The sequence below is a fragment of the Streptomyces sp. 1222.5 genome, assembly GCF_900105245.1.
Lineage (GTDB): Bacteria > Actinomycetota > Actinomycetes > Streptomycetales > Streptomycetaceae > Streptomyces > Streptomyces albidocamelliae.
In genome coordinates this window covers 1,719,713-1,745,981 of record NZ_FNSZ01000001.1, presented here as the reverse complement: position 1 = coordinate 1,745,981, position 26,269 = coordinate 1,719,713, and the positions used below count along the sequence as shown (strand labels likewise).

At 71.3% G+C, this 26,269-nt stretch carries 21 protein-coding genes and 1 pseudogene; 11 read left to right on the top strand and 11 right to left on the bottom strand.

What is annotated here, in order from left to right; all coding sequences use genetic code 11:
- Positions 1-2: 2 nt before the first annotated feature.
- From pgi to tkt, 5 genes are read right to left on the bottom strand one after another with little or no spacing between them, the layout of a single operon-like run.
- Positions 3-1,664 carry a glucose-6-phosphate isomerase gene (gene pgi / locus BLW57_RS07890; RefSeq protein WP_093473197.1) on the bottom strand — a complete coding sequence of 554 codons (1,662 nt, stop codon included), beginning with the start codon at positions 1,662-1,664 and terminating at the stop codon, positions 3-5.
- A 1-nt stretch (position 1,665) separates the two neighbouring features.
- Positions 1,666-2,592 (bottom strand): glucose-6-phosphate dehydrogenase assembly protein OpcA, encoded by a 927-nt coding sequence (opcA, locus tag BLW57_RS07885; protein WP_073891634.1) that lies wholly within the window; start codon positions 2,590-2,592, stop codon positions 1,666-1,668.
- Positions 2,589-4,178, bottom strand: coding sequence for a glucose-6-phosphate dehydrogenase (zwf, locus tag BLW57_RS07880; protein ID WP_093473195.1), 1,590 nt, complete (start codon positions 4,176-4,178; stop codon positions 2,589-2,591). Before zwf ends, opcA begins: the two co-directional genes overlap by 4 nt.
- The gene (gene tal, locus BLW57_RS07875) at positions 4,178-5,320 is read right to left on the bottom strand and encodes a transaldolase (RefSeq protein ID WP_093473193.1); all 1,143 of its coding nucleotides are present in this window, start codon (positions 5,318-5,320) and stop codon (positions 4,178-4,180) included. Before tal ends, zwf begins: the two co-directional genes overlap by 1 nt.
- A gap of 19 nt (positions 5,321-5,339) precedes the next feature.
- Positions 5,340-7,415: a transketolase gene (gene tkt / locus BLW57_RS07870; protein ID WP_093473190.1), complete on the bottom strand. Its 2,076-nt coding sequence runs from the start codon at positions 7,413-7,415 to the stop codon at positions 5,340-5,342.
- A 145-nt stretch (positions 7,416-7,560) separates the two neighbouring features.
- Here tkt and BLW57_RS07865 point away from each other — a divergent pair, with 145 nt between their 5' ends.
- The gene (locus BLW57_RS07865) at positions 7,561-8,502 is read left to right on the top strand and encodes a helix-turn-helix transcriptional regulator (RefSeq protein WP_093473188.1); all 942 of its coding nucleotides are present in this window, start codon (positions 7,561-7,563) and stop codon (positions 8,500-8,502) included.
- A 117-nt stretch (positions 8,503-8,619) separates the two neighbouring features.
- On the opposite strand, the gene BLW57_RS07860 is transcribed toward BLW57_RS07865, so the two are convergent.
- Positions 8,620-10,014: a glycoside hydrolase family 16 protein gene (locus BLW57_RS07860; protein WP_093473186.1), complete on the bottom strand. Its 1,395-nt coding sequence runs from the start codon at positions 10,012-10,014 to the stop codon at positions 8,620-8,622.
- 343 nt (positions 10,015-10,357) lie between these two features.
- Between BLW57_RS07860 and BLW57_RS07855 the strand changes: the two genes are divergently transcribed.
- Positions 10,358-10,696 (top strand): nuclear transport factor 2 family protein, encoded by a 339-nt coding sequence (locus BLW57_RS07855; RefSeq protein ID WP_093473184.1) that lies wholly within the window; start codon positions 10,358-10,360, stop codon positions 10,694-10,696.
- 525 nt (positions 10,697-11,221) lie between these two features.
- Here BLW57_RS07855 and BLW57_RS42180 read toward each other — a convergent pair.
- Positions 11,222-11,452: pseudogene (locus tag BLW57_RS42180) on the bottom strand (DUF4981 domain-containing protein); the annotation flags it as partial.
- Positions 11,453-11,745: 293 nt separating this feature from the next.
- On the opposite strand from BLW57_RS42180, the gene BLW57_RS07845 reads away from it, so the two are divergent.
- Positions 11,746-13,083 (top strand): 6-phospho-beta-glucosidase, encoded by a 1,338-nt coding sequence (locus BLW57_RS07845; protein ID WP_093480584.1) that lies wholly within the window; start codon positions 11,746-11,748, stop codon positions 13,081-13,083.
- A 51-nt stretch (positions 13,084-13,134) separates the two neighbouring features.
- Here BLW57_RS07845 and BLW57_RS07840 read toward each other — a convergent pair whose 3' ends face one another.
- Both BLW57_RS07840 and BLW57_RS07835 read right to left on the bottom strand, forming a co-directional pair.
- A complete protein-coding gene (locus tag BLW57_RS07840) occupies positions 13,135-14,820 on the bottom strand; it encodes a carbohydrate binding domain-containing protein (RefSeq protein ID WP_093473180.1) in 1,686 nt (561 codons plus the stop codon).
- A gap of 139 nt (positions 14,821-14,959) precedes the next feature.
- On the bottom strand, positions 14,960-16,081 hold the full coding sequence (locus BLW57_RS07835; protein WP_093473178.1) for an ATP-grasp domain-containing protein: 1,122 nt from the start codon (positions 16,079-16,081) through the stop codon (positions 14,960-14,962).
- A 419-nt stretch (positions 16,082-16,500) separates the two neighbouring features.
- Between BLW57_RS07835 and BLW57_RS07830 the strand changes: the two genes are divergently transcribed.
- Both BLW57_RS07830 and BLW57_RS07825 read left to right on the top strand, forming a co-directional pair.
- Complete coding sequence (locus BLW57_RS07830) at positions 16,501-17,403, top strand: metallophosphoesterase family protein (protein ID WP_093473176.1); 903 nt, start codon at positions 16,501-16,503, stop codon at positions 17,401-17,403.
- Entirely contained in the window at positions 17,351-18,031 is a 681-nt protein-coding gene (locus BLW57_RS07825; protein ID WP_176985507.1) for a 4'-phosphopantetheinyl transferase family protein, read from the top strand. Before BLW57_RS07830 ends, BLW57_RS07825 begins: the two co-directional genes overlap by 53 nt.
- An 80-nt stretch (positions 18,032-18,111) precedes the next feature.
- On the opposite strand, the gene BLW57_RS07820 is transcribed toward BLW57_RS07825, so the two are convergent.
- Both BLW57_RS07820 and BLW57_RS07815 read right to left on the bottom strand, forming a co-directional pair.
- Positions 18,112-18,339 (bottom strand): hypothetical protein, encoded by a 228-nt coding sequence (locus BLW57_RS07820; protein ID WP_093473174.1) that lies wholly within the window; start codon positions 18,337-18,339, stop codon positions 18,112-18,114.
- Between the two features lie 184 nt (positions 18,340-18,523).
- Entirely contained in the window at positions 18,524-19,180 is a 657-nt protein-coding gene (locus BLW57_RS07815; RefSeq protein ID WP_093473172.1) for a helix-turn-helix domain-containing protein, read from the bottom strand.
- 240 nt (positions 19,181-19,420) lie between these two features.
- Here BLW57_RS07815 and BLW57_RS07810 point away from each other — a divergent pair, with 240 nt between their 5' ends.
- The 6 genes from BLW57_RS07810 (at position 19,421) to BLW57_RS07785 (ending at position 26,220) form a co-directional block, all read left to right on the top strand.
- Positions 19,421-20,092: an MmyB family transcriptional regulator gene (locus BLW57_RS07810; protein WP_093473170.1), complete on the top strand. Its 672-nt coding sequence runs from the start codon at positions 19,421-19,423 to the stop codon at positions 20,090-20,092.
- Between the two features lie 169 nt (positions 20,093-20,261).
- Positions 20,262-21,260 carry a LacI family DNA-binding transcriptional regulator gene (locus tag BLW57_RS07805; RefSeq protein ID WP_176985506.1) on the top strand — a complete coding sequence of 333 codons (999 nt, stop codon included), beginning with the start codon at positions 20,262-20,264 and terminating at the stop codon, positions 21,258-21,260.
- Between the two features lie 132 nt (positions 21,261-21,392).
- Positions 21,393-22,745 (top strand): ABC transporter substrate-binding protein, encoded by a 1,353-nt coding sequence (locus BLW57_RS07800; RefSeq protein WP_093473166.1) that lies wholly within the window; start codon positions 21,393-21,395, stop codon positions 22,743-22,745.
- A 5-nt stretch (positions 22,746-22,750) separates the two neighbouring features.
- Positions 22,751-23,704 carry a carbohydrate ABC transporter permease gene (locus BLW57_RS07795; RefSeq protein ID WP_093473164.1) on the top strand — a complete coding sequence of 318 codons (954 nt, stop codon included), beginning with the start codon at positions 22,751-22,753 and terminating at the stop codon, positions 23,702-23,704.
- Positions 23,701-24,579 carry a carbohydrate ABC transporter permease gene (locus BLW57_RS07790; protein WP_093473163.1) on the top strand — a complete coding sequence of 293 codons (879 nt, stop codon included), beginning with the start codon at positions 23,701-23,703 and terminating at the stop codon, positions 24,577-24,579. The genes BLW57_RS07795 and BLW57_RS07790 overlap by 4 nt, the downstream gene beginning before the upstream one ends.
- Positions 24,580-24,612: 33 nt before the next feature.
- Positions 24,613-26,220: a glycoside hydrolase family 13 protein gene (locus BLW57_RS07785; protein ID WP_093473162.1), complete on the top strand. Its 1,608-nt coding sequence runs from the start codon at positions 24,613-24,615 to the stop codon at positions 26,218-26,220.
- Positions 26,221-26,269 lie beyond the last annotated feature (49 nt).

The window sequence follows — 26,269 nt, the reverse complement described above, 5'->3', positions numbered from 1 at the left end:
GATCAGTTCTCCTGAGCGTTCTTGAGAGTGCGGTAGGCGGCGACGAGTGCTTTGGTGGAGGGGTCGAGGCCGGGGACGTCGGCGCCTTCGGTGAGGGCGGGTTCGACGCGTTTGGCGAGGACCTTGCCGAGTTCGACGCCCCACTGGTCGAAGGAGTCGATGTTCCAGACCGCGCCCTGGACGAACACCTTGTGCTCGTACAGCGCGACGAGCTGACCGAGGACCGACGGGGTCAGCTCCCGGGCCAGGATCGTGGTGGTGGGACGGTTGCCGCCGAACGTGCGGTGCGCGACCTGCTCCTCGGCGACACCTTCCGCACGGACCTCCTCGGCGGTCTTGCCGAACGCCAGGGCCTGCGTCTGCGCGAAGAAGTTCGCCATCAGCAGATCATGCTGGTCCTTCAGCTCCCCGCGCAGCTCGCCGACCGGACGGGCGAACCCGATGAAGTCCGCCGGGATCAGCTTGGTGCCCTGATGGAGCAACTGGTAGTAGGCATGCTGCCCGTTGGTGCCCGGCGTGCCCCACACCACCGGACCCGTCTGCCAGTGCACCGGCTCACCGTCACGCTGCACCGACTTGCCGTTGGACTCCATGTCCAGCTGCTGCAGATACGCCGTGAACCGCGACAGGTAATGCGAGTACGGCAGCACCGCATGCGACTGCGCGTCATGGAAGTTGCCGTACCAGATCCCCAGCAGACCCATCAGCAACGGCGCGTTCGCCTCCGCCGGCGCCGTGCGGAAATGCTCGTCGACCAGATGGAAACCATCGAGCATCTGCCGGAACCGGTCCGGACCGATCGCGATCATCAACGACAGGCCGATCGCGGAGTCGTAGGAGTACCGGCCCCCCACCCAGTCCCAGAACTCGAACATGTTCGCCACGTCGATACCGAACTCCGCCACCTTCTCGGCGTTCGTCGACAGCGCCACGAAATGCCGCGCCACCGCCGATTCGTCGCCCAGCGCGTCCAGCACCCACTTACGGGCGGACGTCGCGTTGGTGATCGTCTCGATCGTGGTGAACGTCTTCGACGCGATCACGAACAGCGTCTCGGCCGGATCCAGATCCCGCGTGGCCTCGTGCAGATCCGCACCGTCCACGTTGGAGACGAAACGCACCGTCAGATCACGGTCGGTGAAAGCACGCAGCGCCTCGTAGGCCATCGCCGGGCCCAGATCCGACCCACCGATCCCGACGTTGACCACGTTCCGGATACGCCGGCCGGTATGACCCCGCCACTCACCCGAACGCACCCGGTCCGCGAAACCGGCCATCTTCTCCAACACGGCATGCACAGCGGGCACGACGTTCTCACCATCGACCTCGACCACCGCGTCCCGCCGCGCACGCAACGCCGTGTGCAGCACCGCCCGGTTCTCGGTCACATTGATCCGCTCACCACGGAACATCGCGTCCCGCAACGCGAACACGTCCCTCGCGGCGGCCAGCTCGCGCAGCAGCCGCAGCGTCTCGTCGGTGATCAGGTGCTTGCTGTAGTCGATGCGGAGGTCGCCGACCTCGACGACGTAGCGCTCGGCGCGGCCGGGGTCGGTCGCGAACAGCTCGCGCAGGTGCGGCTGCTGTTTGGCGCGATGGTCGGCCAGGGCCGTCCACTCGGGCCGGCGGGTGAGCTCGGTGGTGTCTGACGGGGCGTCGGACATGTCAGGCGTTCTCCTTGGCTGCCTCGCCCGTCAGGGCGATGGCGTACATCTCGTCGGCGTCGAGGCGGCGCAGCTCCTCGGCGATGAGTTCGGAGGTGGGGCGGACCTTCAGGGCGAGGGTGCGCGGCGGCTGGCCCGGCAGGGTCAGGGTCGCGAGGGGGCCCTCGGGGCGGTCGATGACGATCTCGCCGGTACCGGTACCCAGCTTCACGGCGGTGACGACGGGTCCGGCGGTGACCACGCGGTCCACGGAGACGTGCAGCCGGGCCTCAAGCCAGCGGGCCAGCAGCTCGGCGCTGGGGTTGTCGGCCTCGGCCTCGACGGCCGCCGACGTCACCTTCACGCGTGCCTGGTCCAGCGCGGCGGCCAGCATGGACCGCCACAGCGTGAGCCGGGTCCAGGCGAGGTCGGTGTCGCCGGGGGCGTAGGTGCGGGCGCGGTTGTTCAGGACCTCCATGGGCCGCTCGACCGCGTACAGGTCGGTGATCCGCCGCTGGGCCAGCGCGCCCAGGGGATCCTTGGCCGGTGCCTCGGGCGCGTCCACCGGCCACCACACGACCACCGGGGCGTCCGGCAGCAGCAGCGGCAGGACGACCGAGTCGGCGTGGTCGGACACCTCGCCGTAGGTGCGCAGGACGACCGTCTCGCCGGTGCCCGCCTCGGAGCCGACCCGGACCTCCGCGTCGAGCCGGGAGGCGGTGCGGTCGCGCAGGGTGCGGGCGTGCCGCTTGATGACGACCAGGGTGCGCGAGGGGTGCTCGTGCGAGGCCTCCTCGGCGGCCTTGATCGAGTCGTAGGCGTTCTCCTCGTCCGTGACGATGACCATCGTCAGGACCATGCCCACGGCCGGTGTGCCGATGGCGCGGCGGCCCTGCACCAGCGCCTTGTTGATCTTGCTTGCCGTGGTGTCGGTCAGGTCGATCTTCATGGCCTGCGCCAGCTCCGTCCGTCTCGTGCGAGCATCTCGTCCGCTTCCCTCGGTCCCCAGCTGCCCGACGCGTACTGCGCCGGCCTGCCGTGCGCCGCCCAGTACTCCTCGATCGGGTCGAGGATCTTCCAGGACTCTTCCACTTCCTGGTGACGGGGGAACAAATTGGCGTCGCCGAGCAGCACGTCCAGGATGAGGCGCTCGTACGCCTCGGGGCTGGACTCGGTGAAGGACTCGCCGTAGGCGAAGTCCATCGAGACGTCCCGGATCTCCATGGACGTGCCCGGCACCTTCGACCCGAACCGCACGGTCATGCCCTCGTCGGGCTGGACGCGGATGACGATCGCGTTCTGGCCCAGCTCCTCGGTGGCCGTGGCGTCGAACGGCGAGTGCGGGGCCCGCTTGAAGACCACCGCGATCTCGGTGACCCGGCGGCCGAGCCGCTTGCCGGCGCGCAGGTAGAACGGGATGCCCGCCCAGCGGCGGTTGTCGATGCCCAGCTTGATCGCGGCGAAGGTGTCGGTCTTCGACTGGGGGTCGATGCCGTCCTCCTCCAGGTAGCCGACGACCTTCTCGCCGCCCTGCCAGCCGCCCACGTACTGCCCGAACACGGTGCTGCGGCCCAGCTCCTGCGGCAGCCGCACCGACTTCAGCACCTTCAGCTTCTCCGTGAGCAGCGCCTCCGCGTCGAACGCGATCGGCTCCTCCATGGCGGTGAGCGCCATCAACTGGAGCAGGTGGTTCTGGATGACGTCACGGGCGGCGCCGATGCCGTCGTAGTAGCCGGCCCGGCCGCCGATGCCGATGTCCTCCGCCATCGTGATCTGCACGTGGTCGACGTAACTGCGGTTCCAGATCGGCTCGTACATCTGGTTGGCGAAGCGCAGCGCCAGGATGTTCTGGACGGTCTCCTTGCCGAGGTAGTGGTCGATCCGGAACACCTGGTCCGGCTCGAACACCTCGTGCACGATCGCGTTCAGCTCGCGCGCGCTGGCCAGGTCGTGGCCGAACGGCTTCTCGATGACCGCGCGCCGCCACGAGCCCTCCGGGGGGCTCGCCAGGCCGTGCTTCTTCAGCTGCTGCACGACCTTGGGGAAGAACTTCGGCGGCACCGAGAGGTAGTACGCGAAGTTGCCGCCGGTGCCGCGGGAGGCGTCCAGCTCGTCGACGGCGTCCTTCAGCTGCTTGAAGGCGGTGTCGTCGTCGAAGTCGCCGGGGATGAACCGCATGCCCTCGGCGAGCTGCTGCCACACCTCCTCCCGGAACGGGGTGCGCGAGTGCTCGCGCACGGCGTCGTGCACGACCTGCGCGAAGTCCTGGTCCTCCCAGTCCCGGCGGGAGAACCCGACGAGGGAGAAGCCCGGCGGCAGCAGGCCGCGGTTGGCCAGGTCGTAGACGGCCGGCATGAGCTTCTTGCGGGACAGGTCACCGGTCACGCCGAAGATGACCAGACCGGACGGGCCCGCGATGCGGGGGAGCCGGCGATCACGGGTGTCCCGGAGCGGGTTCACCCAGTCGGCGGCCGGGGCCACCGGCACGCGGACGTCCTGTCGCGCGGCCGGGGCCTCCGGAGCCTGGTTCGTCATTACGCGTCAACTCCCTTGCTGTCCAGGGACCTGGTGACGGCCTGCAGCAGGTCCTGCCAGGCCGCCTCGAACTTGGCGACGCCCTCGTCCTCGAGCTTCTGGACGACCTCGTCGTAGGAGATGCCGAGCCGCTCCACGGCGGCCAGGTCGGCGTGGGCCTGCGCGTAGCCGCCGGTCACGGTGTCGCCGGTGATCTCGCCGTGGTCGGCCGCGGCGATCAGGGTGGCCTCCGGCATGGTGTTGACGGTGCCCGGCGCGACGAGTTCGTCCACGTACAGGGTGTCCTTGTACGCGGGGTCCTTCACCCCGGTGGACGCCCACAGCGGCCGCTGCCGGTTCGCCTTGTCCCCGGCGAGGGCGGTCCAGCGCGCGGAGGCGAAGACCTCCTCGTAGGCCTGGTAGGCGAGGCGGGCGTTGGCGAGGGCCGCGCGGCCCCTGAGCGCCCGGGCCTCGTCGGTGCCGAGGGCGGTCAGCCGCCCGTCGATCTCGGCGTCCACGCGGGAGACGAAGAAGGACGCCACCGAGTGGATCGCCGACAGGTCGACTCCCCGCTCGCGGGCCTTCTCCAGACCGGCCAGGTAGGCGGCCATGACCTCGCGGTAGCGCTCCAGCGAGAAGATCAGCGTCACGTTGACGCTGATGCCCAGGCCGATGACCTCGGTGATCGCCGGGAGACCCGCCCGGGTGGCCGGGATCTTGATCATCACGTTGGGCCGGTCCACCAGCCAGGCGAGCTGCTTGGCCTCGGCGACGGTGGCCCCGGTGTCGTGGGCGAGCCGCGGGTCGACCTCGATGGAGACCCGGCCGTCCCGCCCGCCGGTGGCGTCGTACACCGGGCGCAGCACGTCGGCGGCGGCGCGGACGTCGGCGGTCGTCATCATCCGTACGGCCTCGTCGACCGTGACCCCGCGTACGGCGAGATCGGTCAGCTGCTCCTCGTAGCCCTCGCCGGAGCCTATGGCGGCCTGGAAGATCGACGGGTTGGTGGTCACACCGACGACGTTGCGGTTCTCGATCAGACCGGCCAGGTTGCCCGAGGTGATCCGGGTGCGCGACAGGTCGTCCAGCCAGATGGAGACACCCTCGTCGGACAGGCGCTTCAGGGCTCCGGCGGTGGCGATTGCTTCGGTCACGGTACTCATCTTTCTTGTCGCGTTCGGATCAGGCGCGCGCGGCAGCGAGCGACTCGCGGGCTGCGGCGGCGACGTCCTCGGGGGTGAAGCCGAATTCGGCGAACAGGGTCGAGGCGTCCGCGGAGGCACCGAAGTGCTCCAGGGAGACGATGCGTCCGGCGTCGCCGGTGAACCGGTGCCAGGTCAGGCCGATGCCGGCCTCCACGGCGACCCGGGCCCGGACGGCGGGCGGCAGCACCCGCTCGCGGTACTCGCGCGGCTGCTCCTCGAACCACTCCACGGACGGCATCGACACCACCCGGGTACCGATCCCCTCGGCCTCCAGCCGCTCGCGCGCGGCCACGGCGAGGTGCACCTCGGAGCCCGTCGCGATGATGATCACCTCCGGGACCTCCGTCGAGGACTCGCGCAGGACGTAGCCGCCCTTGGCCGCGTCCTCGTCGGGCGCGTACACCGGCACGCCCTGGCGGGTGAGCGCGAGCCCGTGCGGGGCGGGGTTCGTGGCGTGCCTCTTCAGGATCTCGGCCCAGGCGATCGCGGTCTCGTTGGCGTCGGCCGGGCGGACGACGTTCAGCCCCGGAATGGCGCGCAGCGAGGCCAGGTGCTCGACGGGCTGGTGGGTGGGGCCGTCCTCGCCGAGACCGATGGAGTCGTGCGTCCACACGTACGTCACCGGCAGCTGCATCAGCGCCGACATACGGACGGCGTTGCGCATGTAGTCGGAGAACACCAGGAAGGTGCCGCCGTAGATCCGGGTGTTTCCGTGCAGCGCGATGCCGTTCATCTCCGCGGCCATGGAGAACTCGCGGATACCGAAGTGCACGGTTCGGCCGTACGGGTCGGCCTCGGGCAGCGGGTTGCCCCTCGGCAGGAAGGAGGACGTCTTGTCGATGGTGGTGTTGTTGGAGCCGGCGAGGTCGGCGGAGCCGCCCCACAGCTCGGGCAGGATCGGGCCGAGAGCCTGGAGCACCTTGCCGGAGGCGGCACGGGTGGCGACCGACTTGCCCTCCTCGAAGACGGGCAGGGCGTCCTCCCAGCCCTCGGGCAGCTCGCCCTTGCCGATCCGGTCGAAGAGGACGGCCCGCTCCGGGTCGGTCGTGCGCCACTCGGCGATCCGCTTGTCCCAGGCCGCGTGTGCCTCGGCGCCCCGGTCCAGGGCCCGACGGGTGTGCCGCAGGACCTCGTCGGCCACCTCGAAGGTCCGCTCGGGGTCGAAGCCGAGGACGCGCTTGGTCGCGGCGATCTCGTCCTCGCCGAGCGCCGAGCCGTGGGAGGCCTCGGTGTTCCGCGCGTTCGGGGCCGGCCAGGCGATGATCGTGCGCATCGCGATGAGGGAGGGGCGCCCGGTCTCGGCCTTCGCGGCCTCCAGGGCGGCGTGGAGGGCGGGCACGTCGACGTCGCCGTCGGCGGTCGGCTCGATCCGCCGGGTGTGCCAGCCGTAGGCCTCGTACCGCTTCAGCACGTCCTCGGAGAACGCGGTCGCGGTGTCGCCCTCGATCGAGATGTGGTTGTCGTCGTAGAGGAGGACCAGGTTGCCGAGCCGCTGGTGGCCGGCGAGCGAGGAGGCCTCGGCGGAGACGCCCTCCTCCAGGTCGCCGTCGGAGACGATCGCCCAGACGGTGTGGTCGAACGGGGAGGTGCCCTCGGGGGCCTCCGGGTCGAACAGGCCGCGCTCGTAGCGGGCGGCCATCGCCATGCCGACGGCGTTCGCGACACCCTGGCCGAGCGGTCCCGTGGTCGTCTCCACACCGGCGGTGTGGCCGTACTCGGGGTGGCCCGGAGTCTTCGAACCGTGGGTGCGGAACGCCTTCAGGTCGTCCAGTTCCAGCTCGTACCCCGCGAGGAACAACTGGGTGTACAGGGTCAGCGAGGTGTGGCCCGGGGACAGGACGAAGCGGTCACGGCCGGCCCACTCCGGGTCAGCGGGGTCATGACGCATCACCTTTTGAAAGATCGTATACGCGGCAGGAGCCAGGCTCATCGCGGTGCCCGGGTGTCCGTTGCCTACCTTCTGCACCGCATCGGCCGCCAGGAGGCGGGCGGTATCCACGGCGCGCCGGTCGAGGTCGGTCCACTCGAAGCTGTCGGAGGTCTGCGTGCTCATCTTCAAGAAGTCCTCGCATAGTGCGGTGTGCTGGCCGGACACGTTCAAACTTAAAAGTCTGACTTTTTCGAAGGAAGGGCAGGGTGTGTCAGCCTGTGGTGAATCTGGGACAGTGATCGCGCGACAGGGACGGCACGAAAAGGACATGGCTGACAGAACCCGCGAAGCGGCCGACGGCGCCACGGAAGGCGACGGCGGCGCCCACGGCGACCGCGGCGCGGACGGCGACGGGATCAGAACCTTCCCCTTCCCCGCGGAACTGGCCGTCGGCGGCGTCGGCATACAGATCGGCGGCATGGGAACCGACCGCACCTGGCACGCCGACGCCCCCCTTCATCGCGTCCACCGCATCGACTTCCACGTGGTCATGCTCTTCACCGACGGCCCGGTCCGGCACATGGTCGACTTCACCGAGTACGAGGCCATGGCCGGCGACCTGCTGTGGATCCGCCCCGGACAGGTCCACCGGTTCTCCCGCGAGTGCGTGTACCGCGGAACCGTGCTGACCATGCAGCCCGGATTCCTCCCGCGTGCCACCGTCGAGGCCACCGGCCTGTACCGCTACGACCTCCCGCCGCTGCTGCGCCCCGGTCCCGCGCAGCTCACCGCACTCCAGGCGGCCCTCGACCAGCTGCGCCGCGAGTACGAGGACACCGCGACGCTCCCGCTCAGCCTGCACACGGCCGTCCTCAGACACTCCCTGACGGCGTTCCTGCTGCGCCTCGCCCATCTCGCGGCCAGCTCCTCGCGGGCCTCGCGGCAGCAGACGGACAGCACCTTCACCCGCTTCCGGGACGCCGTCGAACAGGGCTTCCCCGCCAACCACAGCGTCAGCGCCTACGCCGACGCGCTCGGATACTCCCGCCGCACCCTCGTCCGGGCCGTCCGCGCGGCCACCGGCGGGACACCGAAGGGCTTCATCGACAAGCGCGTCGCCCTGGAGGCCAAACGCCTCCTCGCCCACACGGACCTGCCGATCGGCCGCGTCGGCGCCGCCGTGGGCTTCCCCGACGCGGCGAACTTCTCCAAGTTCTTCCACCTGCACACCGGCCGCACCCCGGCCGCGTTCCGGGCGGAGCTGCGCTAGGACCTCCTCCGGGGCAGCGACGGGTCGTGCCCCGGGCACGGCTGTACGGCGACGCCGGGGCCGCCCCGGTCGGGACCGGCCCCCGCGCCGCCGCGGGCCTTGCTTCGGTGCCCCGGGTCAGTGCCCGAAGTCGAACCAGTTCACGTTCACGTAGTCGGCCGGCTGGCCGCTGCTGAAGGTGAGGTACACGTCGTGCGTGCCGGTCACCGCGCCGATGTTGGCCGGGACCGTACGCCAGGACTGCCATCCGCCCGTGTCGCCCACCGCGAAACTGCCGACGGGGGCGTTGCTCCGGCTGTCCAGGCGCACCTCGACCAGCCCGCTGACCCCGTTCCCGGCACCGCTGGCGACCCGGGCGTAGAACTGCCTGGCGGCGTTCGAGCCGAAGTCGACCCCCTTGTACTGAGCCCAGTCCCCGTTGGCTATGTAGCCGATGTCCTGGCCGCCGCCCGTGTCCGTGGTGGTCTCGGTGCCGATGCCGGACTGGCCGTCGTAGGACTCGGCCTGGATGGCGCTGTAGGCGTCCCGGTTGCCGGACGGCGGGGGAGTGGTGCCGCCGCCCGAGGACCGGAGGACCTGCACGTAGTCGACGACCATCGGGTGACCGGGCTCGGTGCCGCCGTCGGGGCCGCCGCCGAACGCGCCCGGGAAGCCGCCGCCCATCGCCACGTTGAGGATGAGGAAGTAGCCATGGTTCGTGGCGTTGGCCCAGGTGGTCGCGTCGACCTGGTTCGCCCGCACCGTGTGGAAGTTGACGCCGTCGAGGTAGAAGCGGATCTCCTCGGGGCTGGTCGAGCGGTCCCACTCCATCGCGTAGGTGTGGAAACCGGCCTGACAGGTGGAACCGGTGCAGGAGGTCGAGCCGCCGATGCCGGTGGTCTCGTTGCAGGGGCCGCCGGGGTTCGTGCCGCAGTGCACGGTGGACCAGTCGGTGTTCAGGCCCTGGACGTTCTCCATGATGTCCAGCTCACCGACGCCCGGCCAGTTCCAGTAGTTGCCGCGGAACGGTGACCCGAGCATCCAGAACGCCGGCCAGTAGCCCTTCGCCGCGGCCCCGGTGACATTGGGCATCTGGATCCGGGCCTGGACGCGCAGCTTGCCGCCCGAGGGGGGCTGGAAGTCGCTGCGGGTGCTCTCGATCCGGCCGGAGGTCCAGTTGCCGGACGCGTCCCGGCGCGGGGTGATGAGCAGATTGCCGCTGCCGTCCAGCGCGACGTTGCTGGTGCTCGTGGTCATCGTCTCGACCTCGCCGGTGCCCCAGTCGGCCGCGCCGCCCGGGTAGGAAGTCCCGGTGTCGTACTGCCAGTTCGCGGTGTTGACACCGGAGCCTGCCGCGCCGTCGAAGTCGTCCGCGAAGACCTGTGTCCAGCCCGACGGGGGCGTGGGCGCGGAGGCGTCGGCGGGCGCGGTGGCCGCCATGGCGACGGCGGCCGTGAGGCCGAGCGTCGCCGCCGCGGCGACGAACGCCCGCCGCAGCGGGCGGGGTCTGGGCAGGCCGGGGGATGCGCTCATGAGGGAGCCTCTCGGTGTGAGCGTGCGGGGGCTGTGAGAGCGCTCCCACGCCGATCTGAGAGCGCTCTCAAGATGCGGCCAATGTGCTCCCCGGTCCGTCGGTCGTCAAGACTTGAAGCAAGGAAAGTCCTTGCCGTGTACGGGAGTTCACCGCCCGAAGCCACCCGAAGCCGCTCAGAGCACGCGTCGTCGGGGCCGCTCGCGGGCATGCGGGCCGTCGGCTCGCTCTTCGACTGCCGGTCGCCGATTCCGGTGAGGACGCGCGGCGCCGCCCTCCGCCCGGGGCCGCCCGCCCGGGCCTATCGTGGCGGGGTACGGTCCCGCTCCCGACCGAGGACAGCGTATGAACGGTTCCCCGGCCAGCGTCGTCGAGGCGGCCTTCCGCCACTACCGGTCACAGGACCGCGAGGCGGCCCTTCCGCTCTACGCCGACGACTTCACCTTCACCAGCCCGCAGGACGACCACATCGACAGGACGGCGTTCTTCGAGCGCTGCTTCCCCACCGCCGACCACTTCACCGACTACCGGATCCTGCACATCGTCGCCGTGGACGAGGAACTGGTCCTCGCCCACTACGAGTACGCCCCGGTCACCGGCGGCCGCTACCGCAACATCGAGGCGATCACCGTGCGGGACGGCCGGATCCAGGAGGTGCGGGTCTTCTTCGGCGGCACGGTCTGAGCGGGACGCGGGCGCTGTGCCGTGCGGGGATCCGGTTGCCGCCGTCTTCCTGCCGGGGGCCGGCCGCCTCTGTTCGGCCGCCGGCGGGGCCTGGCCGTTGCCCCTCGCAGTGCCGTCGGCGGCGATGTCCTGGCCGGGGTCGCCTGCCGTTGTCCGGCTGTCGGCGGGGACCGGTGGGCGCTCGGCCGTTCCTCGGTCGTCGGTGGGGTGCTGCCGGCGGTCGTCCGCCGTGGCTGCGCCGGTGGGGGAGCCCGGCGGAGATCTGTCAGCAGTCCGGTCGGGGGTGAGGTGCGGGGGCTCTGCCGCCGGCGGGTCGGTGGTGAGGTGCTGCGGGGGTTCGCCTGCCGGGCGGTCGGTGGCCGGGGGCGGGGGTTCTTCCGCGGTCCGGTCGGGGATGAGGTGCTGCGGTGGTTCGTCCGCTGCGCGGTCGGCGGTGAGACGCGAGGGCTCTGCCGCCGTCGGGTTTCCGGTGAGGCGGCGGGGAGCGGCTGTCGGCCGGAGCACGACCCGGGGGGCGCACACCTCTGTGCCGCGTGGTGCACGGGGTCGGTCCTCGGCCGTCAGCACTCGCAGTGTCAGCCGGATCGCGCCGTCGTTCTTCGGGAGCTTCAGCGGCAGCGGTACGGACGCGGTCTCGCCCGGCCGGAGATCGGGCAGTGCGGCCGGGGCGGTCAGGGTCCGTCCGTCGGCCAGGGTGAGCTCCCAGGTGGCCGTCAGCCCGGCGAGCCCCCGGACGCGCTGCTGGTTGGTGACCACGATGCCCTCGTGCCGGTGGCACCGGATGCGGACCGCGGCGGCCTCGCCCCGTACCGGCTCGGCGTGGTCACGGCCGTCCGCACGGGTGTCCCGCGGTCCGGCGCCCACGGGTCCGGCCGCTCCTGCGTCGCTCACGCACCGTACGATCCCCCGGGCCCGGAACCCTCGGATGAAGCCGCCCTGAAGACGCGGCGTGGAGTCGATGGCCGCCTGGTGGGGGTGCGACCCTCCGGTGCTGACAAGGTGGTCCGCGAGGAAGACGGCGAGGCGTGGGCGTGCGGAAGGGTGCGGGTGTGAGGCTGACGATTCTGGGCGGCGGCGGGTTCCGGGTGCCGCTCGTGTACGGGGCACTGCTGACCGATCACGCCGAGGGGCGGGTCACCGAGGTCGTCCTGCACGACCTGGACGACCGGCGGCTGCGCGCGGTGACCCGGGTCCTGGCCGAACAGGCCGCCGGTGTGTCCGACCCGCCCCGGGTGACCGCCACCACCGACCTCGACGAGGCCCTGCGCGGCGCCGACTTCGTCTTCTCGGCGATCCGTGTCGGGGGCTTGGAGGGCCGCACGGAGGACGAGCGGGTGGCCCTCGCCGAGGGCGTGCTCGGTCAGGAGACCGTCGGCGCGGGCGGGATCGCCTACGGTCTGCGCACCGTGCCCGTCGCCGTCGACATCGCCCGTCGGGTGGCCCGTATCGCCCCGGACGCGTGGGTCATCAACTTCACCAACCCGGCCGGACTGGTCACCGAAGCCATGTCCCGCCACCTCGGCGACCGCGTCATCGGCATCTGCGACTCGCCGGTCGGCCTGGGCCGCCGTATCGCCCGGGTCCTGGGCGCCGGCCCCGGCGAGGCGTTCGTCGACTACGTCGGTCTCAACCACCTCGGCTGGGTGCGCGGCCTGCGCGTCGCCGGACGCGACCGGCTGCCCGACCTGCTGGCCGATCCCGCGCTGCTCGGCTCCTTCGAGGAGGGAAGGCTCTTCGGTACCGAGTGGCTCGCGTCGCTGGGCGCGATCCCCAACGAGTACCTGCACTACTACTACTTCAACCGGGAGACGGTCCGCGCCTACCAGGAGGCGGAGCAGACCCGGGGCGCCTTCCTGCGCGACCAGCAGGCCAGGTTCTACGAGGAGGCGGACGACCCCGGTGTCTCCGCCCTGGCGGCCTGGGACCGCACCCGCGCCGAGCGCGAGGCGACGTACATGGCCGAGAACCGGGAGAGCGCCGGCGCCGGCGACCGCGAGGAGGCCGATCTGTCCGGCGGCTACGAGGAGGTGGCCCTCGCCCTGATGCGCGCCATCGCCCGGGACGAGCGCGCCACGCTGATCCTCAACGTGCGCAACCGCTCGACCCTGTCCGCCCTCGACGCCGACGCGGTCGTCGAGGTCCCGTGCCTGGTCGACGCCAATGGCGCCCACCCGCTGGCCGCGGACCCGCTGCCCGGTCACGCCACCGGCCTCGTGTGCGCGGTCAAGGCCGTCGAGCGGGAGGTGCTCGCCGCCGCCGCGTCCGGATCCCGTAGGACGGCCGTGAAGGCGTTCGCGCTGCATCCGCTGGTCGACTCGGTCACCGTCTCCCGCCGGCTGCTGGAGGGCTACACCCGGGCCCACCCGGGTCTCGCGTATCTGAAGTGAGCGCGGAGGGCCGCTCCGCCGAGCGGCCCTCCGCGGTACCGGGGGCGATCGTCAGCCGGTGAACCCGGCCGTGATCGAGGTGAACTGCCAGGTGCTCTGGCTGATGCCGGAGCAGTTCTCGGCGACACCGCCGCCCGGGCAGGGCCGGTCGCGGTTGACGGACCAGAAGGCGAGCCGGGCGATGTGGTGCGAGTTCGCCCAGTCGCGGATCTGGGTCCAGATCGCCGGCGTGGTCGTCTCCTGCTGGTCGGACAGCCCGTTCATGCCCGAGATGCCGATGTGGGCGTAGGCGGTCGCGTCGTCCCAGCCGAAGGTGGACTTCAGCTTGTTCTTCAGCCCCTCCGCCGCGTTCACGGTGCTGCCGTACATGTCCGAACCGCCGCCGAAGTCGAACGGCATGATGGTGAACACGTCGATGTTCGCGCCGAGCGACTGGGCCTGCTCGATGAGCCGGTTGCCGTAGTACGTCGGGCCCGTGGTGGACGTGCCGAAGGTGACGATGGTCCGCAGGCCGGGGTTGTCGGCCTTGACCGTCTTGAGCGCGGTCAGGATCCTCGCTTGCACGGCCTCGTTCTCGAACTCGTCGGTGTTCTCGATGTCCATGTCCACGGCCTTCAGACCGTAGGCGTCGATCACCTTCTGCAGGGCACCGGCGAGCGCGCTCGCGGACGAGCAGTTGGCGCCGAGCTTGCTGCCCTGCCAGCCGCCGAACGACGGGACGATGTCACCGCCCGCGGACCGGATCTGGTTGATAGCCGTCTGGTCCACGCCGCCGGTCAGTGCCCGGCTGCCGTCCCAGGCCGGCGTGCAGCCGCCGGAGTCCAGGACGAACGCCATCGTGAACCACTTGGCCCCGGTCGCGTTCATCACCGTGGTCGGGCTCGGGGGATCGCCCCAGCCCTCGTACAGGTAGGGCGCGGCCTGCTTGAAGCCGGTGCCGCCGCCACCGCCCGCGTCGGTCGTCACGGCGACCGCGTTGGAGGCGGGCGAGGTGTTGCCGGCCGCGTCCCGCGCCTTCACGGTGAAGGTGTACGACGTGCTGGGCGACAGCCCGCTGACGGTGGCCGACGTGCCGGACACGCTCAGGAGCTGGTTGGCGCCGCTGTAGATGTCGTACGCCGTCACCCCCACGTTGTCCGTGGCGGCGTTCCACTTCAGCGACACGCTCGACGAGGTCTTGCCGGTGGAGGCGAGCCCGCTCGGCGCGGTCGGCGCCTGGGTGTCACCGCCGCCCCCGCCGCCGGGACCGTCCAGGCCGATGTCGTCGGCGTAGTAGGTGCCCTGGGCGTACCAGCCGTGCACGTAGACGGTGGCGCTGGTCTGCGAGGCGCCCGTGGTGAAGGAGACGCTGAGCTGGCTGTACGCGGACGGGGAGGAGGTCCAGGTGGAGGCGCCGCCGTTCACGCCGAGGTACACGTAGCTGCCACGGACCCAGCCGGTCAGTTTGTACGTGGTGTTCGGCTGGACCGCGACGGTCTGGCTGCACTGCGCGTTGTCGTTCGAAGTCACCGCTCCCTGCAGGGCCTTGGAACCGCCGTGTACGGGGGAGGAGACGACCGAGCCGAGGTTGCCGGAACAGGTCCAGGGGGACAGGCCGCCCGACTCGAAGCCGGGGTTGGTGAGGACGTTGGCCGCATGGGCCGTACCGGGAAGGGCCACGGCCCCGCCGAGTGCGAGGGCCGCGGAGCCGAGGACGGCGAGGAGCCGGCGTCTGGAACGCCCGAGTAGATGACGCACGCGTTCTCCCTGTGGGGATGGGGGTGTCGGGGAGTGCGGGAGGTGCGGAACAGGTGCGCCAATGAATTTGGTATGGACCAATCCCGCTGTCAAGGAGAAGAGCGGGATTGGTCCATACCGGTGGACCGACGGGAACCGGTCAGAGGGGCAGCGCCTGCGCCGCCGAGGCCGACTGCGCGGGAGCGGGTACGGCCGGCAGCAGGACCTCCGCCGGTCCCGTCCGCTGCCGGGGGAGCGTCACGGGTGCCAGCGGGCGCGGTCCGGACACCACCGTGTAGTCCTGCCCGAGGAACGGCGGTTCCACGGTCCCCGGGTCCTCGCCGAGCGCCAACTGCACGGCTGCCCAGGGCGCGTTGATCCCGCAGAGTGCCAGCTGGTGCAGGCCGCCGGCGGGCCGGGTGTTGACGTCGAGCAGCACCGGGTGGTCGCCGAACATGCGGAACTGGATGTTGGACAGGTGGTGCAGACCGAAGCCGCCGGCGATCAGGCGGGCCGGTGCCAGCCACCGCTCGTCCAGCGTGAAGCCCCGGCGGCGGCCGTTCTTGGTACGGCCCACCGCGAGCCGCACCACGTTGTCCGGGCCGGTCAGGCAGTCGACGGACACCTCCGGCTGCTCCAGGCGCGGCATCACCAGCCAGTCCACCGGTTCCCCGGCCCGCGCCAGCGCCTCGACGACCAGGTCCAGCTGCACGTGCGGGCCGGGGAAGCCGGCGAGGTTCGCCAGCGAGAAGGGGGCCCGGGTGATCACCCGGAAGCCGACCCCGCCCGCGCCTGCCGCCGGCTTGAAGCACGCCTTGTGTCCGGCCGACTCCAACTCCTCGACAGCGGCCAGCAGTTCGTCCGCCGTCCGGACCCGCCACCAGGGCGGCACCGGGACCCCCACCGAACGGACGGCCTCGTACGCGGTCGCCTTGTCCTCGAACACGGCCACGGCCTCGGGCGTCGGCGCCAGCAGCGCCGTTCCCACCGCCGCGAAATCGGCCCGGTGCCGCACGATCGCGGACTGGTGCAGACGGGGCACGAACACGTCGATGCCGCGCCGGGCGCACTGGTCGAGGGCGTACTCCACGTAGCCCGCCGGGGACAGGCCCTCCGGCTCCAGGTCGGCGGTGTCGGCGGCGGCCAGCACGGGGGAGTCCGGGTCCCCGTGCGTGGCGTGGATCTCCACCGCGCGGTCGCTGGGATTCCTCCGCAGCTGATCCATGAAGAACACGTTCTCCGCGTACGTGCGGTTGAGCCATACGCGTACGCGAGAGACCATGCAGGGCCGCCTTTCGGGGGTGTGCGGGCATGGCTCGGCGACCCGTGCCCGGGCAGAAGGAAGGAAGGGACGCCGAACGGCCCTGTGCGAAGGGGATTGAGGGGCGCCGGTGTTGGGGCGATCATACGGCTTTCAAGAGCCCCCGCGTGCAACGCGGATGTTACGGATTCCCGGGCGCTGTCCCAAGGGCTCGCGCCCGCCGGCGGCGGCCCGGCGGCGGTCGTCGCCCCACCCGCCGACGGCCGCGTGGCCGGCCCGATCCGGCCGCCCCGAGCCGGTCCGCGGTCGTACGCCGAGCCGGTCCGCGGTCGTACGCCGAGCCGTGCCGGACGCCCGTGCGCGGTCCGGCGCCTCTTGTCCGCCGTCCCCGAATGTGTTCTGGTGGTGACGGCGGGACGGTGATCGGGAGGGGGCGCGCGGTGGAGTCGACGACCGGGGCCGGACAGCTGCTCGCCGTCAGCGACCTGCACGTCGGGTACCCCGACAACCGCTCCCTCGTGGAGCGGATGCGGCCGGACGGCGAGGACGACTGGCTGATCGTGGCCGGAGACGTCGCCGAGACCGTCGCCGACATCCGCTGGGCCCTCGCCACCCTCGCGGAGCGCTTCCGCAAGGTGATCTGGACGCCGGGCAACCACGAGCTGTGGACGCACCCGCGCGACCCGGTCCGGCTGCGCGGCCTCGCCCGCTACGAGCACCTGGTCGGACTCTGCCGGGAACTGGGCGTGCTCACGCCCGAGGACCCCTACCCGGTGTGGGAGGGCCCCGGCGGCCCGGTGGCCGTGGCCCCGCTGTTCCTGCTGTACGACTACTCGTTCCTGCCGGCCGGCAGCGCCACCAAGGCCGAGGGCCTGGCCTACGCCCGGAGCACGGGCATCGTCTGCAACGACGAGCAGCTGCTGCATCCCGACCCGTACCCGACCCGGGAGGACTGGTGCCGGGCCCGGGTCGCCGAGACGGAGCGCAGGCTCGCCGCGCTGCCCGCGGACCTGCCGACCGTGCTCGCCAACCACTACCCGCTGGACCGGCACCCCACCGAGGTCCTGTGGTACCCCGAATTCGCCATGTGGTGCGGCACCGGGCTGACCGCGGACTGGCACCGCCGGTTCCGAGTCGCCACGATGGTGTACGGCCATCTGCACATCCCCCGCACCACCTGGCTCGACGGAGTCCGCTTCGAAGAGGTCTCCGTCGGATACCCCCGCGAATGGCGCAAGCGCCCCGGGCCCCCGGGACGGCTGCGCCGCATCCTGCCCCTGGAGGACACCGGTGATCGAGGAGCTGCTCCCGGAGTCGGTCGTGGCCGTGGAGGCACACGGTGACGACCCGCTGTGGGACGCCCCGCTCCACCCGGAGGAGGAGCCGCTCGTCGCGCGCGCGGTGGCCAAGCGCCGCCGTGAGTTCGCCGCCGTGCGCGGCTGCGCCCGGCGCGCCATGGAGAAGCTCGGCGTGGCCGCGCACCCCGTCGTCAACGGAGACCGGGGCGTCCCGCTCTGGCCGGCCGGCCTGACCGGCAGCATGACCCACTGCGACGGCTACTGCGCCGCCGCCCTGGTCCGCGTCCGCGACCTGGCCTCCCTCGGTATCGACGCCGAACCGCACGGGCCGCTCCCGGAGGGCGTCGGGCCGTCCGTCCTGCTGCCCGTCGAGGCCGAGCGGGTCGCGCTGCTCGCCGCACAGCGGCCCGCCGTGCACTGGGACCGGATCGTGTTCAGCGCCAAGGAGTCCGTCTACAAGGCCTGGTACCCCCTCACCCGCAAATGGCTGGACTTCTCCGAGGCCGACATCACCCTCCGCCCGGCCCCGGGAGGCAGGACGGCCGGCACGCTGCACGCCGAACTCCTCGTCCCCGGCCCCCTGGTCGGCGGCCACCGGCTCCAGTCCTTCGACGGCCGCTGGCTCGTACACGGCGGAGTGGTCGCGACGGCCGTCACCGTGCCGCACGCCTGACGGCCCGCCGGGACGGCCGCGCGACGGCCGCCGTCGTCGCTCCGGTTCGCGTGACGGCGGCGGATCGGCGGGGCTGTGCGTCAGGCGGGTGGGCACCACTCGCGCAGCAGATGGAAGAACTGTTCCTCGTTCCCCGCGAGTCCGGCCCGGGCGAGTGCCGCTTCCGCCTCGGCGAGCACGGCGGGCGGGACGACGGCGGGCCGGTCGCCGTCCGGCGGCCCGTCGAAGGCGGCGCGCACCGTATGCAGCAGCCGCAGGTAAGCCTGTACGGCGGTACGCTCACGGTCGGTCAGTACGGCGGTGGGCATCGGTCGGCTCTCCCCGAGTAGGCGTCACGGTCGCGCGCCCTGCGGCGCCGTGCGCCGAGTCGGACGGCGCACGCATCCAGCTTGCCGTCCACCACTGACAACGCCGTCCGGCTCCGCGCCGGTTCGCCCGCTCAGCGGACCGGAAACACACCTGAATCCCCTGGAAGCAGCCCTGACGCAGCTCTTACGACTCGGGCCGTTTGACGCTCTCCAGGAGCATGTCGAGCCACTCCGCGACCTTGTCCCGGTGCTGGTCGGTGGGCAACTGTGCGGCCCGCCAGGCGATTCCGCGCACCCCGTGGTCCTGCAGCAGCCGCTCCAGCGGATCCTCGGCGGCCTCCGCCGCGGCCCGCTCACGGTCGGCCAGCTTCTGCAACAGCTCCTGCTCGGTGCGCTGGAGCGCGCCCGCCAGCGCCTCCGGGTCCTCCGCCGTGAGGAATCCGGCGTGCACCCGGAAGAAACGCTGCAGCGCGTCGCAGTGCTCCATGGTGGGCCGTCGGTCCCCGTTGATGAGGGCGCCGGCCTGCTGCCGGGACATGCCCGCGCCGTCGGCGATCTCCTGCTGGGTGTACTTGCGGCCGTTGGGCTTCAGCCGGGTGCGGCGCAGCAGGTCCAGGCGCTGGAGGAAACGTGCCTGGACATCGGGCTCACCGGCGGGCCGTCCGCTGAGCAGCGCCTTGACCACCGGCTCGGGCACCCCGCAGGCGGTGGAGAGCCGCGCGACGTCGAAGACCTCGGCGTGCGGCACGCCGAGCCGCTCGGCGAGCGCGGTGACGCGGGCGACGACGGCCGGCAGCTGGGCGGTCGCCGCGGCGCCCGGATCCTCGTAGCCATCCGTCACCGACAGAACTCCTACGTCTCTCGAGGGTTTCAGACGCGTGCGTGCATCTCGCAAGCGGTCGCCGTGAACTTCCCGGAGAGTAGCGGGTGCGTCGAACTCACAGCCAGGTCTCGCCACAACTGTGGCGAATTTCAGCCGTCAACCGGCATGGAATGCCACGATAGTTGACATCACTTGTCGCTGGGCACCAGGATCGCATCGCCGCGTGAAGGCCGCAGAGGCAAGAGGGGTGACCTCCCGATGGCACATCAGGCAGGAGGGCAGCGGCCGGCACCGCGGGCCGTCCCCGAGACCGACGAGACCTGGGCGTACGTCCAGGACTACGCCATGCTGCTGGAGTCGCTGCCCTTTCCTTCCCTGGTCGTCGACCACCGCTGGGACGTGGTCATGGCCAACGGCGCCTTCGAGACGCTCTTCCGGGGCGTGCGCCCTCATCCGACGGCCATGCCCGGCGACAACTTCCTCCGCTTCGTCCTGTTCCACCCCGACGCGGGCGAGATCCTGGGCGAGCACGAGCCCGGCTGGTGCCTGCCGATGCTGGCCCATCTGCGCACCGCGCTGGAGACGTACGGCCACGACCACGAACTCCAGGCCCTCCGCCGGGACATCGCCCAGGACCCGCTCATGGAGGCCGCCTACCGGCAGGGCCTGCCGCACTGGATCCGGGCCGTCGGTGAGGCCGCGACCCGTCTGGACGGTGCCGTCCGGCTGCTGCTCCACCCCGACCCGCGCCGGGGTCCGACCGAGTGCCGGATCGTCGAGGAGACCCCGCAGACCCTGCGGGACCTCGGCCACCGGCGCCTGACGATGGTCCTGCGCGATCCGCGCCGCCCGGCCCCGCCGGTACGCCGCCCGCGCCGGCCGCACGGCGCGGCCGCCCACCTCACGGTCGTTCCGCCGCCCGAGGGCTGACCCGGCACCGCCGGCGTTCAGGTCGCCGGCGGCGCCGGGTCGAAGACCCCGCAGCGACACGTTCCTGCCCCACGCACCACGTGCGTGGGGCAGGAACGTGTCACCGCGTTGCGTCCTCCCCGCTCTCGTTACGCAAGCAGCTTGCGTAATTTGCGCTAGACTTGCGTCCATGACGCGACGACTTGCGGAAGTGGCGAAGAAGGTCGGGGTCAGCGAGGCCACGGTCAGCCGGGTGCTCAACGGCAAGCCCGGGGTCTCCGAGCCCACCCGGCAGGCGGTGCTCACCGCCCTCGACGTCCTGGGGTACGAACGCCCCACCCAGCTGCGCGGTGAACGCGCCCGGCTCGTCGGCCTGGTCCTGCCGGAGCTGCAGAACCCGATCTTCCCCGCGTTCGCCGAGGTCATCGGCGGCGCGCTGGCCCAGCTGGGCCTCACCCCGGTGCTGTGCACCCAGACCAAGGGCGGCGTCTCCGAGGCGGACTACGTGGAGCTGCTGCTCCAGCAGCAGGTCTCCGGCGTCGTCTTCGCCGGCGGTCTGTACGCGCAGGCCGACGCACCGCACGACCACTACCGGCTGCTCGCCGAGCGGAACATCCCCGTCGTGCTGGTCAACGCGTCCATCGAGGACCTCGGCTTCCCCAGTGTGTCCTGCGACGACGCCGTCGCCGTCGAGCAGGCCTGGCGCCACCTCGCCTCCCTCGGCCATGAGCGCATCGGCCTGGTCCTCGGCCCGAACGACCACGTGCCCTCGGCACGCAAACTCGCCGCGGCGCGGTCGTTCGTCGGTGATCTGCCGGAGGACTCCGTCGCGCGGGCCATCTTCTCCATCGAGGGCGGGCACGCCGCCGCCTCCCGGCTCATCGACCGCGGTGTCACCGGCCTGATCTGCGCCAGCGACCCGCTCGCGCTCGGCGCCGTCCGGGCGGCCCGCCGCAAGGGGTACGACGTCCCGGGCCGGATCTCCGTCGTCGGCTACGACGACTCCGCCTTCATGAACTGCACCGAACCCCCGCTGACCACCGTCCGCCAGCCCATCGAGGCCATGGGGCGCGCGGCAGTCGAGCTGCTGAACGCGCAGATCGGCGGCACCGCCGTACCCGCCGAGGAGCTGCTGTTCGAACCCGAGCTCGTGGTGCGCGGATCCACCGGGCAGGCACCGCGCGACTGAGATCCCCCCGACTCGACGGAGTGTTCCATCTGGCTGTCAAATAATTACAGATTCTGCGCCACATCTTGCGAACGGATGTCGGCGGTGCTTGAGTGTGCGGCGCCCACCGCTCCTGCCATGAGGGGTCCACCGATGAGAAGCACCGGGTTCCGCCGCACCTTCGCCGCGATCGGCGTCTGTTCCTCCCTCGCGCTCACCGCGACCGCCTGCGGGTCCGGCGACGACGACGCGGCGAACGGCAAGACACGCATCACCGTCAACTGCGAGCCGCCGAAAAGTGCCAAGGTCGACCGGAAGTTCTTCGACGACGACGTCGCGGCCTTCGAGAAGAAGAACCCGGACATCGACGTCGTGGCGCACGACGCCTTCCCCTGCCAGGACCCGAAGACCTTCGACGCCAAGCTCGCCGGTGGCCAGATGGAGGACGTCTTCTACACGTACTTCACCGACGCGCGGCACGTCGTCGACATCGGCCAGGCCGCCGACCTCACCCCGTACCTCAAGGAACTCAAGAGCTACGAGACCGTCCAGAAGCAGCTGCGGGACATCTACACCGTCGACGGGAAGGTCTACGGCATCCCGCGCACCGGCTACTCCATGGGCCTGATCTACAACCGCAAGCTCTTCGAGAAGGCCGGTCTCGACCCCGACAAGGCCCCCGCCACCTGGGACGAGGTGCGCGCCGACGCCAAGAGGATCGCCGCCCTCGGAGGCGGCACCGTCGGATACGCCGACTACAGCGCCCAGAACCAGGGCGGCTGGCACTTCACCGCCGAGCTGTACTCACAGGGCGGGGACGTGGTCGACGCGGACGGCAAGAAGGCCACCGTCGACACCCCCGAAGGCCACGCCGTCCTGCGGAACCTCCACGACATGCGGTGGAGCGACGACTCGATGGGCAGCAAGCAGCTCCTCGTCATCAACGACGTCCAGCAGCTGATGGGCTCGGGCAAGCTCGGCATGTACCTCTCCGCCCCGGACAACATCCCGATCCTCGTCAAGGAGAAGGGCGGCAACTACAAGGACCTCGCCCTCGCCCCCATGCCCGGCGGCAAGGGCACCCTCGTCGGCGGCGACGGCTACATGTTCAACAAGAAGGACACCCCGGCCCAGATCCGCGCCGGCCTGAAGTGGCTCGACCACATGTTCCTCACCCCCGGCGCCGGCTTCCTCGGCGACTACGCCCGCGCCAAGAAGAACGACGCACCCGTCGGCCTGCCCGAGCCCCGGCTGTTCACCGGCGCCGCCGACGCCAAGGACCAGCAGGTCAAGAAGGCCAACGCCAACGTCCCGGTCGAGAACTACCAGTCCTTCCTCGACGGCAACCAGCAGCTCCGGATGAAGATCGAACCCCCGGACGCCCAGCGGATCTACACGGTCCTCGACGGTGTCGTCTCCGCCGTCCTCACCAAGAAGGACGCGGACATCGACCAGCTCCTCGAGGAGGCGTCCGGCAAGATCGACAGCATCCTGGCCCGGAGCTGACCGGCATGACGAAGACGGCCGAGCGGCGGCCCCCGGCACCGGCCGCCGCCCACCCGGTCCCGGTGCCGCCTCCGGCAGGGGACCGGAGGCGGCGCCGCCTGATCGACCAGGCCCGCGCCTACGCGTTCCTCCTCGGCGGACTGATCTGTTTCGCCCTGTTCTCCTGGTACCCCGCGATCCGGGCGGTCGTGATCGCCTTCCAGAAGTACACCCCGGGCTCGTCGCCCGCATGGGTCGGCACCGCCAACTTCACCCGCGTCCTGCACGACCCCGAGTTCTCCGCGGCCTGGCGCAACACCCTCACCTTCACCCTGCTGGCCCTGCTCGTCGGCTTCGCCGTCCCCTTCCTGCTCGCCCTCGTCCTCAATGAACTGCGGCACGGCAAGGCGTTCTTCCGGGTCGTCGTCTACCTGCCGGTGATGATCCCGCCCGTGGTCAGCGCCCTGCTGTGGAAGTGGTTCTACGACCCCGGGGCCGGCCTCGCCAACGAGACGCTGCGCATGCTGCACCTGCCCACCTCGAACTGGTCCAACGGCACCGACACCGCGCTGCTCTCCCTGGTGATCGTGGCCACCTGGGCCAACATGGGCGGCACCGTCCTCATCTACCTGGCGGCCCTGCAGTCCATCCCCGGCGAGCTGTACGAGGCCGCCGAACTGGACGGCGCCAACCTGCTCCAGCGCGTCCGGCACGTCACGGTCCCGCAGACCCGGTTCGTGATCCTCATGCTGATGCTCCTGCAGATCATCGCCACCATGCAGGTGTTCACCGAACCGTTCGTCATCACCGGCGGCGGACCCGAGAACGCCACCGTCACCGTCCTCTACCTCATCTACAAGTACGCCTTCCTCTACAACGACTTCGGCGGCGCCTGCGCCCTCAGCGTGCTGCTCCTGCTCCTGCTGGGCGTCTTCTCCGCCGTCTACCTGCGGCTCACCCGCTCCGAGGGGGACGCATGAGCGGCACCCGCACCCTGATCTCGCCGGCCACCCTCGCCCGCCCGCGCGGAAAGGCCGCCTACTGGACGGTGTTCACCGCCGTCGTGCTCCTCTTCGCGCTCGCCTTCCTCTTCCCGGTGTACTGGATGGTGACCGCAGCGCTGAAGTCCCCCGACGAGGTGGCCCGCACCCCGCCCACCCTGCTGCCCGAACACTGGAACGGCAGCGGCTACACCGACGCCTGGGACCTGATGGAGCTCCCGCGTCACCTGGAGAACACCCTCGTCCAGGCCGCCGGCGCCTGGGCCTTCCAGCTGGTGTTCTGCACGGCCGCCGCCTACGCCCTGTCCAAGCTGAGGCCGGCCTTCGGCAAGGTGATCCTCGGCGGCATCCTCGCCACCCTGATGGTGCCGGCCCAGGCACTCGTCGTACCCAAGTACCTCACGGTCGCCGACCTGCCGCTGCTGCACACCAGCCTGCTCAACGACCCCCTCGCCATCTGGCTGCCGGCCGTCGCCAACGCCTTCAACCTGTACCTGCTCAAGCGGTTCTTCGACCAGCTCCCGCGGGACGTGCTGGAGGCCGCCGAGATGGACGGTGCCGGCAAGCTGCGCACCCTGTGGTCGGTCGTGCTGCCCATGTCCCGCCCGGTGCTCGGCGTGGTGTCCATCTTCGCCCTGGTCGCCGTCTGGCAGGACTTCCTGTGGCCGCTGATGGTCTTCTCCGACACCGACAAGCAGCCGATCAGCGTGGCGCTCGTGCAGCTGTCGCAGAACATCCAGCTCACCGTGCTCATCGCCGCGATGGTGATCGCCAGCATCCCGATGGTGGCCCTGTTCCTCGTCTTCCAGCGGCACATCATCGCCGGGATCAGCGCGGGCAGCACCAAGGGCTGACACCGGCGCCCCGTCTACCGAAAGGCAAGCTCCGTGGGACAGCCCACCCATGCCCAGAACGACCCTGACTGGTGGCGCTCGGCCGTCATCTACCAGGTGTACGTCCGCAGCTTCGCCGACGGCGACGGCGACGGCACCGGCGACCTCGCGGGCGTCCGCGCCCGGCTGCCGTATCTCGCCGAACTCGGCGTGGACGCCCTCTGGTTCAACCCCTGGTACCTGTCACCGATGAAGGACGGCGGCTACGACGTCGCCGACTACCGGTCCATCGACCCGGCGTTCGGCACCCTCGCCGAGGCGGAGAAACTCATCGCCGAGGCAGGCGAGCTGGGCATCCGGACCATCGTCGACATCGTGCCCAACCACGTCTCCGACCGGCACCCCTGGTTCCGGGCCGCCCTCGCCGCCGGACCCGGCAGCCCGGAGCGCGAGCTGTTCCACTTCCGCCCCGGACGCGGGCCGGACGGCGAACTCCCGCCCAACGACTGGCCGTCGCAGTTCGCCGGCTCCACCGAACCGGTGTGGACCCGCCTCCCCGACGGCGACTGGTACCTGCACCTGTTCACCCCCGAGCAGCCCGACCTCAACTGGGCGCACCCGGCCGTCCGCCAGGAGCACGAGGACATCCTGCGGTTCTGGTTCGAACGGGGCGTCGCAGGCATCCGCATCGACTCGGCGGCCCTCCTCGCCAAGGACCCGGACCTGCCCGACCTCGCCGCGCACCCCGAGCCGCACCCGTTCGTCGACCGCGACGAACTCCACGACGTCTACCGCTCCTGGCGGCGCGTGGCCGACGAGTACGGCGGTGTGTTCGTCGGCGAGGTCTGGATCCCCGACACCGAACGCTTCGCCCGCTACCTGCGCCCCGACGAACTCCACACCGCCTTCAACTTCTCCTTCCTGTCCTGCCCCTGGGAGGCCGGCCGGCTGCGGGCCTCGATCGAGGCCACACTCGCCGAGCACGCCCCCGTCGGCGCCCCGGCGACCTGGGTGCTGTGCAACCACGACGTCACCCGCACCGTCACCCGCTACGGCCGCGAGGACACCGCCTTCGACTTCGCCACCAAGGCGTTCGGCACGCCCACGGACCTGGCGCTCGGCACCCGCCGGGCACGCGCCGCCGCCCTGCTGTCCCTGGCCCTGCCCGGCTCGGTCTACCTCTACCAGGGCGAGGAACTGGGCCTGCCGGAGGCCGAGATCCCCGGCGACCGCGTCCAGGACCCGATGTACTTCCGCTCGGGAGGCACCGACCCCGGCCGCGACGGCTGCCGGGTACCGCTGCCGTGGGCCGCCGGCCTGCCGTACGCGGGCTTCGGCTCACGGGACGAGCCGTGGCTGCCGCAGCCGGCGGACTGGCCGTCGTACGCCGTCGACCGGCAGCGGGACGATCCGCACAGCGTGCTCACCCTGTACCGCGAGGCCGTCGCCGCCCGCCCGGTGTTCGGCGACGGCCCCCTGACCTGGCTGCCCGCCCCCGACGGCGTCCTCGCCTTCTCCCGCGCGGACGGCGCGATCTGCGTGGTGAACCTCGCCGCCACGCCCGCCGGACTCCCCGCGCACTCACGACTCCTGCTGAGCAGCGGCCCGCTGGACGACACCGGCCGGCTGCCACAGGACACGGCGGCCTGGCTGCTGGCCTGAGCCGCCCGCGCACAGCTGTCCCACGCACCCCCACCACGAAGGGATCAGC

Bases quoted from the DNA above. Each gene is read 5' to 3' on its own strand.
- pgi (WP_093473197.1), bottom strand. From the start codon at position 1,664: ATGTCCGACGCCCCGTCAGACACCACCGAGCTCACCCGCCGGCCCGAG.
- opcA (WP_073891634.1), bottom strand. From the start codon at position 2,592: ATGAAGATCGACCTGACCGACACCACGGCAAGCAAGATCAACAAGGCG.
- zwf (WP_093473195.1), bottom strand. From the start codon at position 4,178: ATGACGAACCAGGCTCCGGAGGCCCCGGCCGCGCGACAGGACGTCCGC.
- tal (WP_093473193.1), bottom strand. From the start codon at position 5,320: ATGAGTACCGTGACCGAAGCAATCGCCACCGCCGGAGCCCTGAAGCGC.
- tkt (WP_093473190.1), bottom strand. From the start codon at position 7,415: ATGAGCACGCAGACCTCCGACAGCTTCGAGTGGACCGACCTCGACCGG.
- BLW57_RS07865 (WP_093473188.1), top strand. From the start codon at position 7,561: ATGGCTGACAGAACCCGCGAAGCGGCCGACGGCGCCACGGAAGGCGAC.
- BLW57_RS07860 (WP_093473186.1), bottom strand. From the start codon at position 10,014: ATGAGCGCATCCCCCGGCCTGCCCAGACCCCGCCCGCTGCGGCGGGCG.
- BLW57_RS07855 (WP_093473184.1), top strand. From the start codon at position 10,358: ATGAACGGTTCCCCGGCCAGCGTCGTCGAGGCGGCCTTCCGCCACTAC.
- BLW57_RS07835 (WP_093473178.1), bottom strand. From the start codon at position 16,081: ATGGTCTCTCGCGTACGCGTATGGCTCAACCGCACGTACGCGGAGAAC.
- BLW57_RS07820 (WP_093473174.1), bottom strand. From the start codon at position 18,339: ATGCCCACCGCCGTACTGACCGACCGTGAGCGTACCGCCGTACAGGCT.
- BLW57_RS07810 (WP_093473170.1), top strand. From the start codon at position 19,421: ATGGCACATCAGGCAGGAGGGCAGCGGCCGGCACCGCGGGCCGTCCCC.
- BLW57_RS07805 (WP_176985506.1), top strand. From the start codon at position 20,262: ATGACGCGACGACTTGCGGAAGTGGCGAAGAAGGTCGGGGTCAGCGAG.
- BLW57_RS07800 (WP_093473166.1), top strand. From the start codon at position 21,393: ATGAGAAGCACCGGGTTCCGCCGCACCTTCGCCGCGATCGGCGTCTGT.
- BLW57_RS07795 (WP_093473164.1), top strand. From the start codon at position 22,751: ATGACGAAGACGGCCGAGCGGCGGCCCCCGGCACCGGCCGCCGCCCAC.
- BLW57_RS07790 (WP_093473163.1), top strand. From the start codon at position 23,701: ATGAGCGGCACCCGCACCCTGATCTCGCCGGCCACCCTCGCCCGCCCG.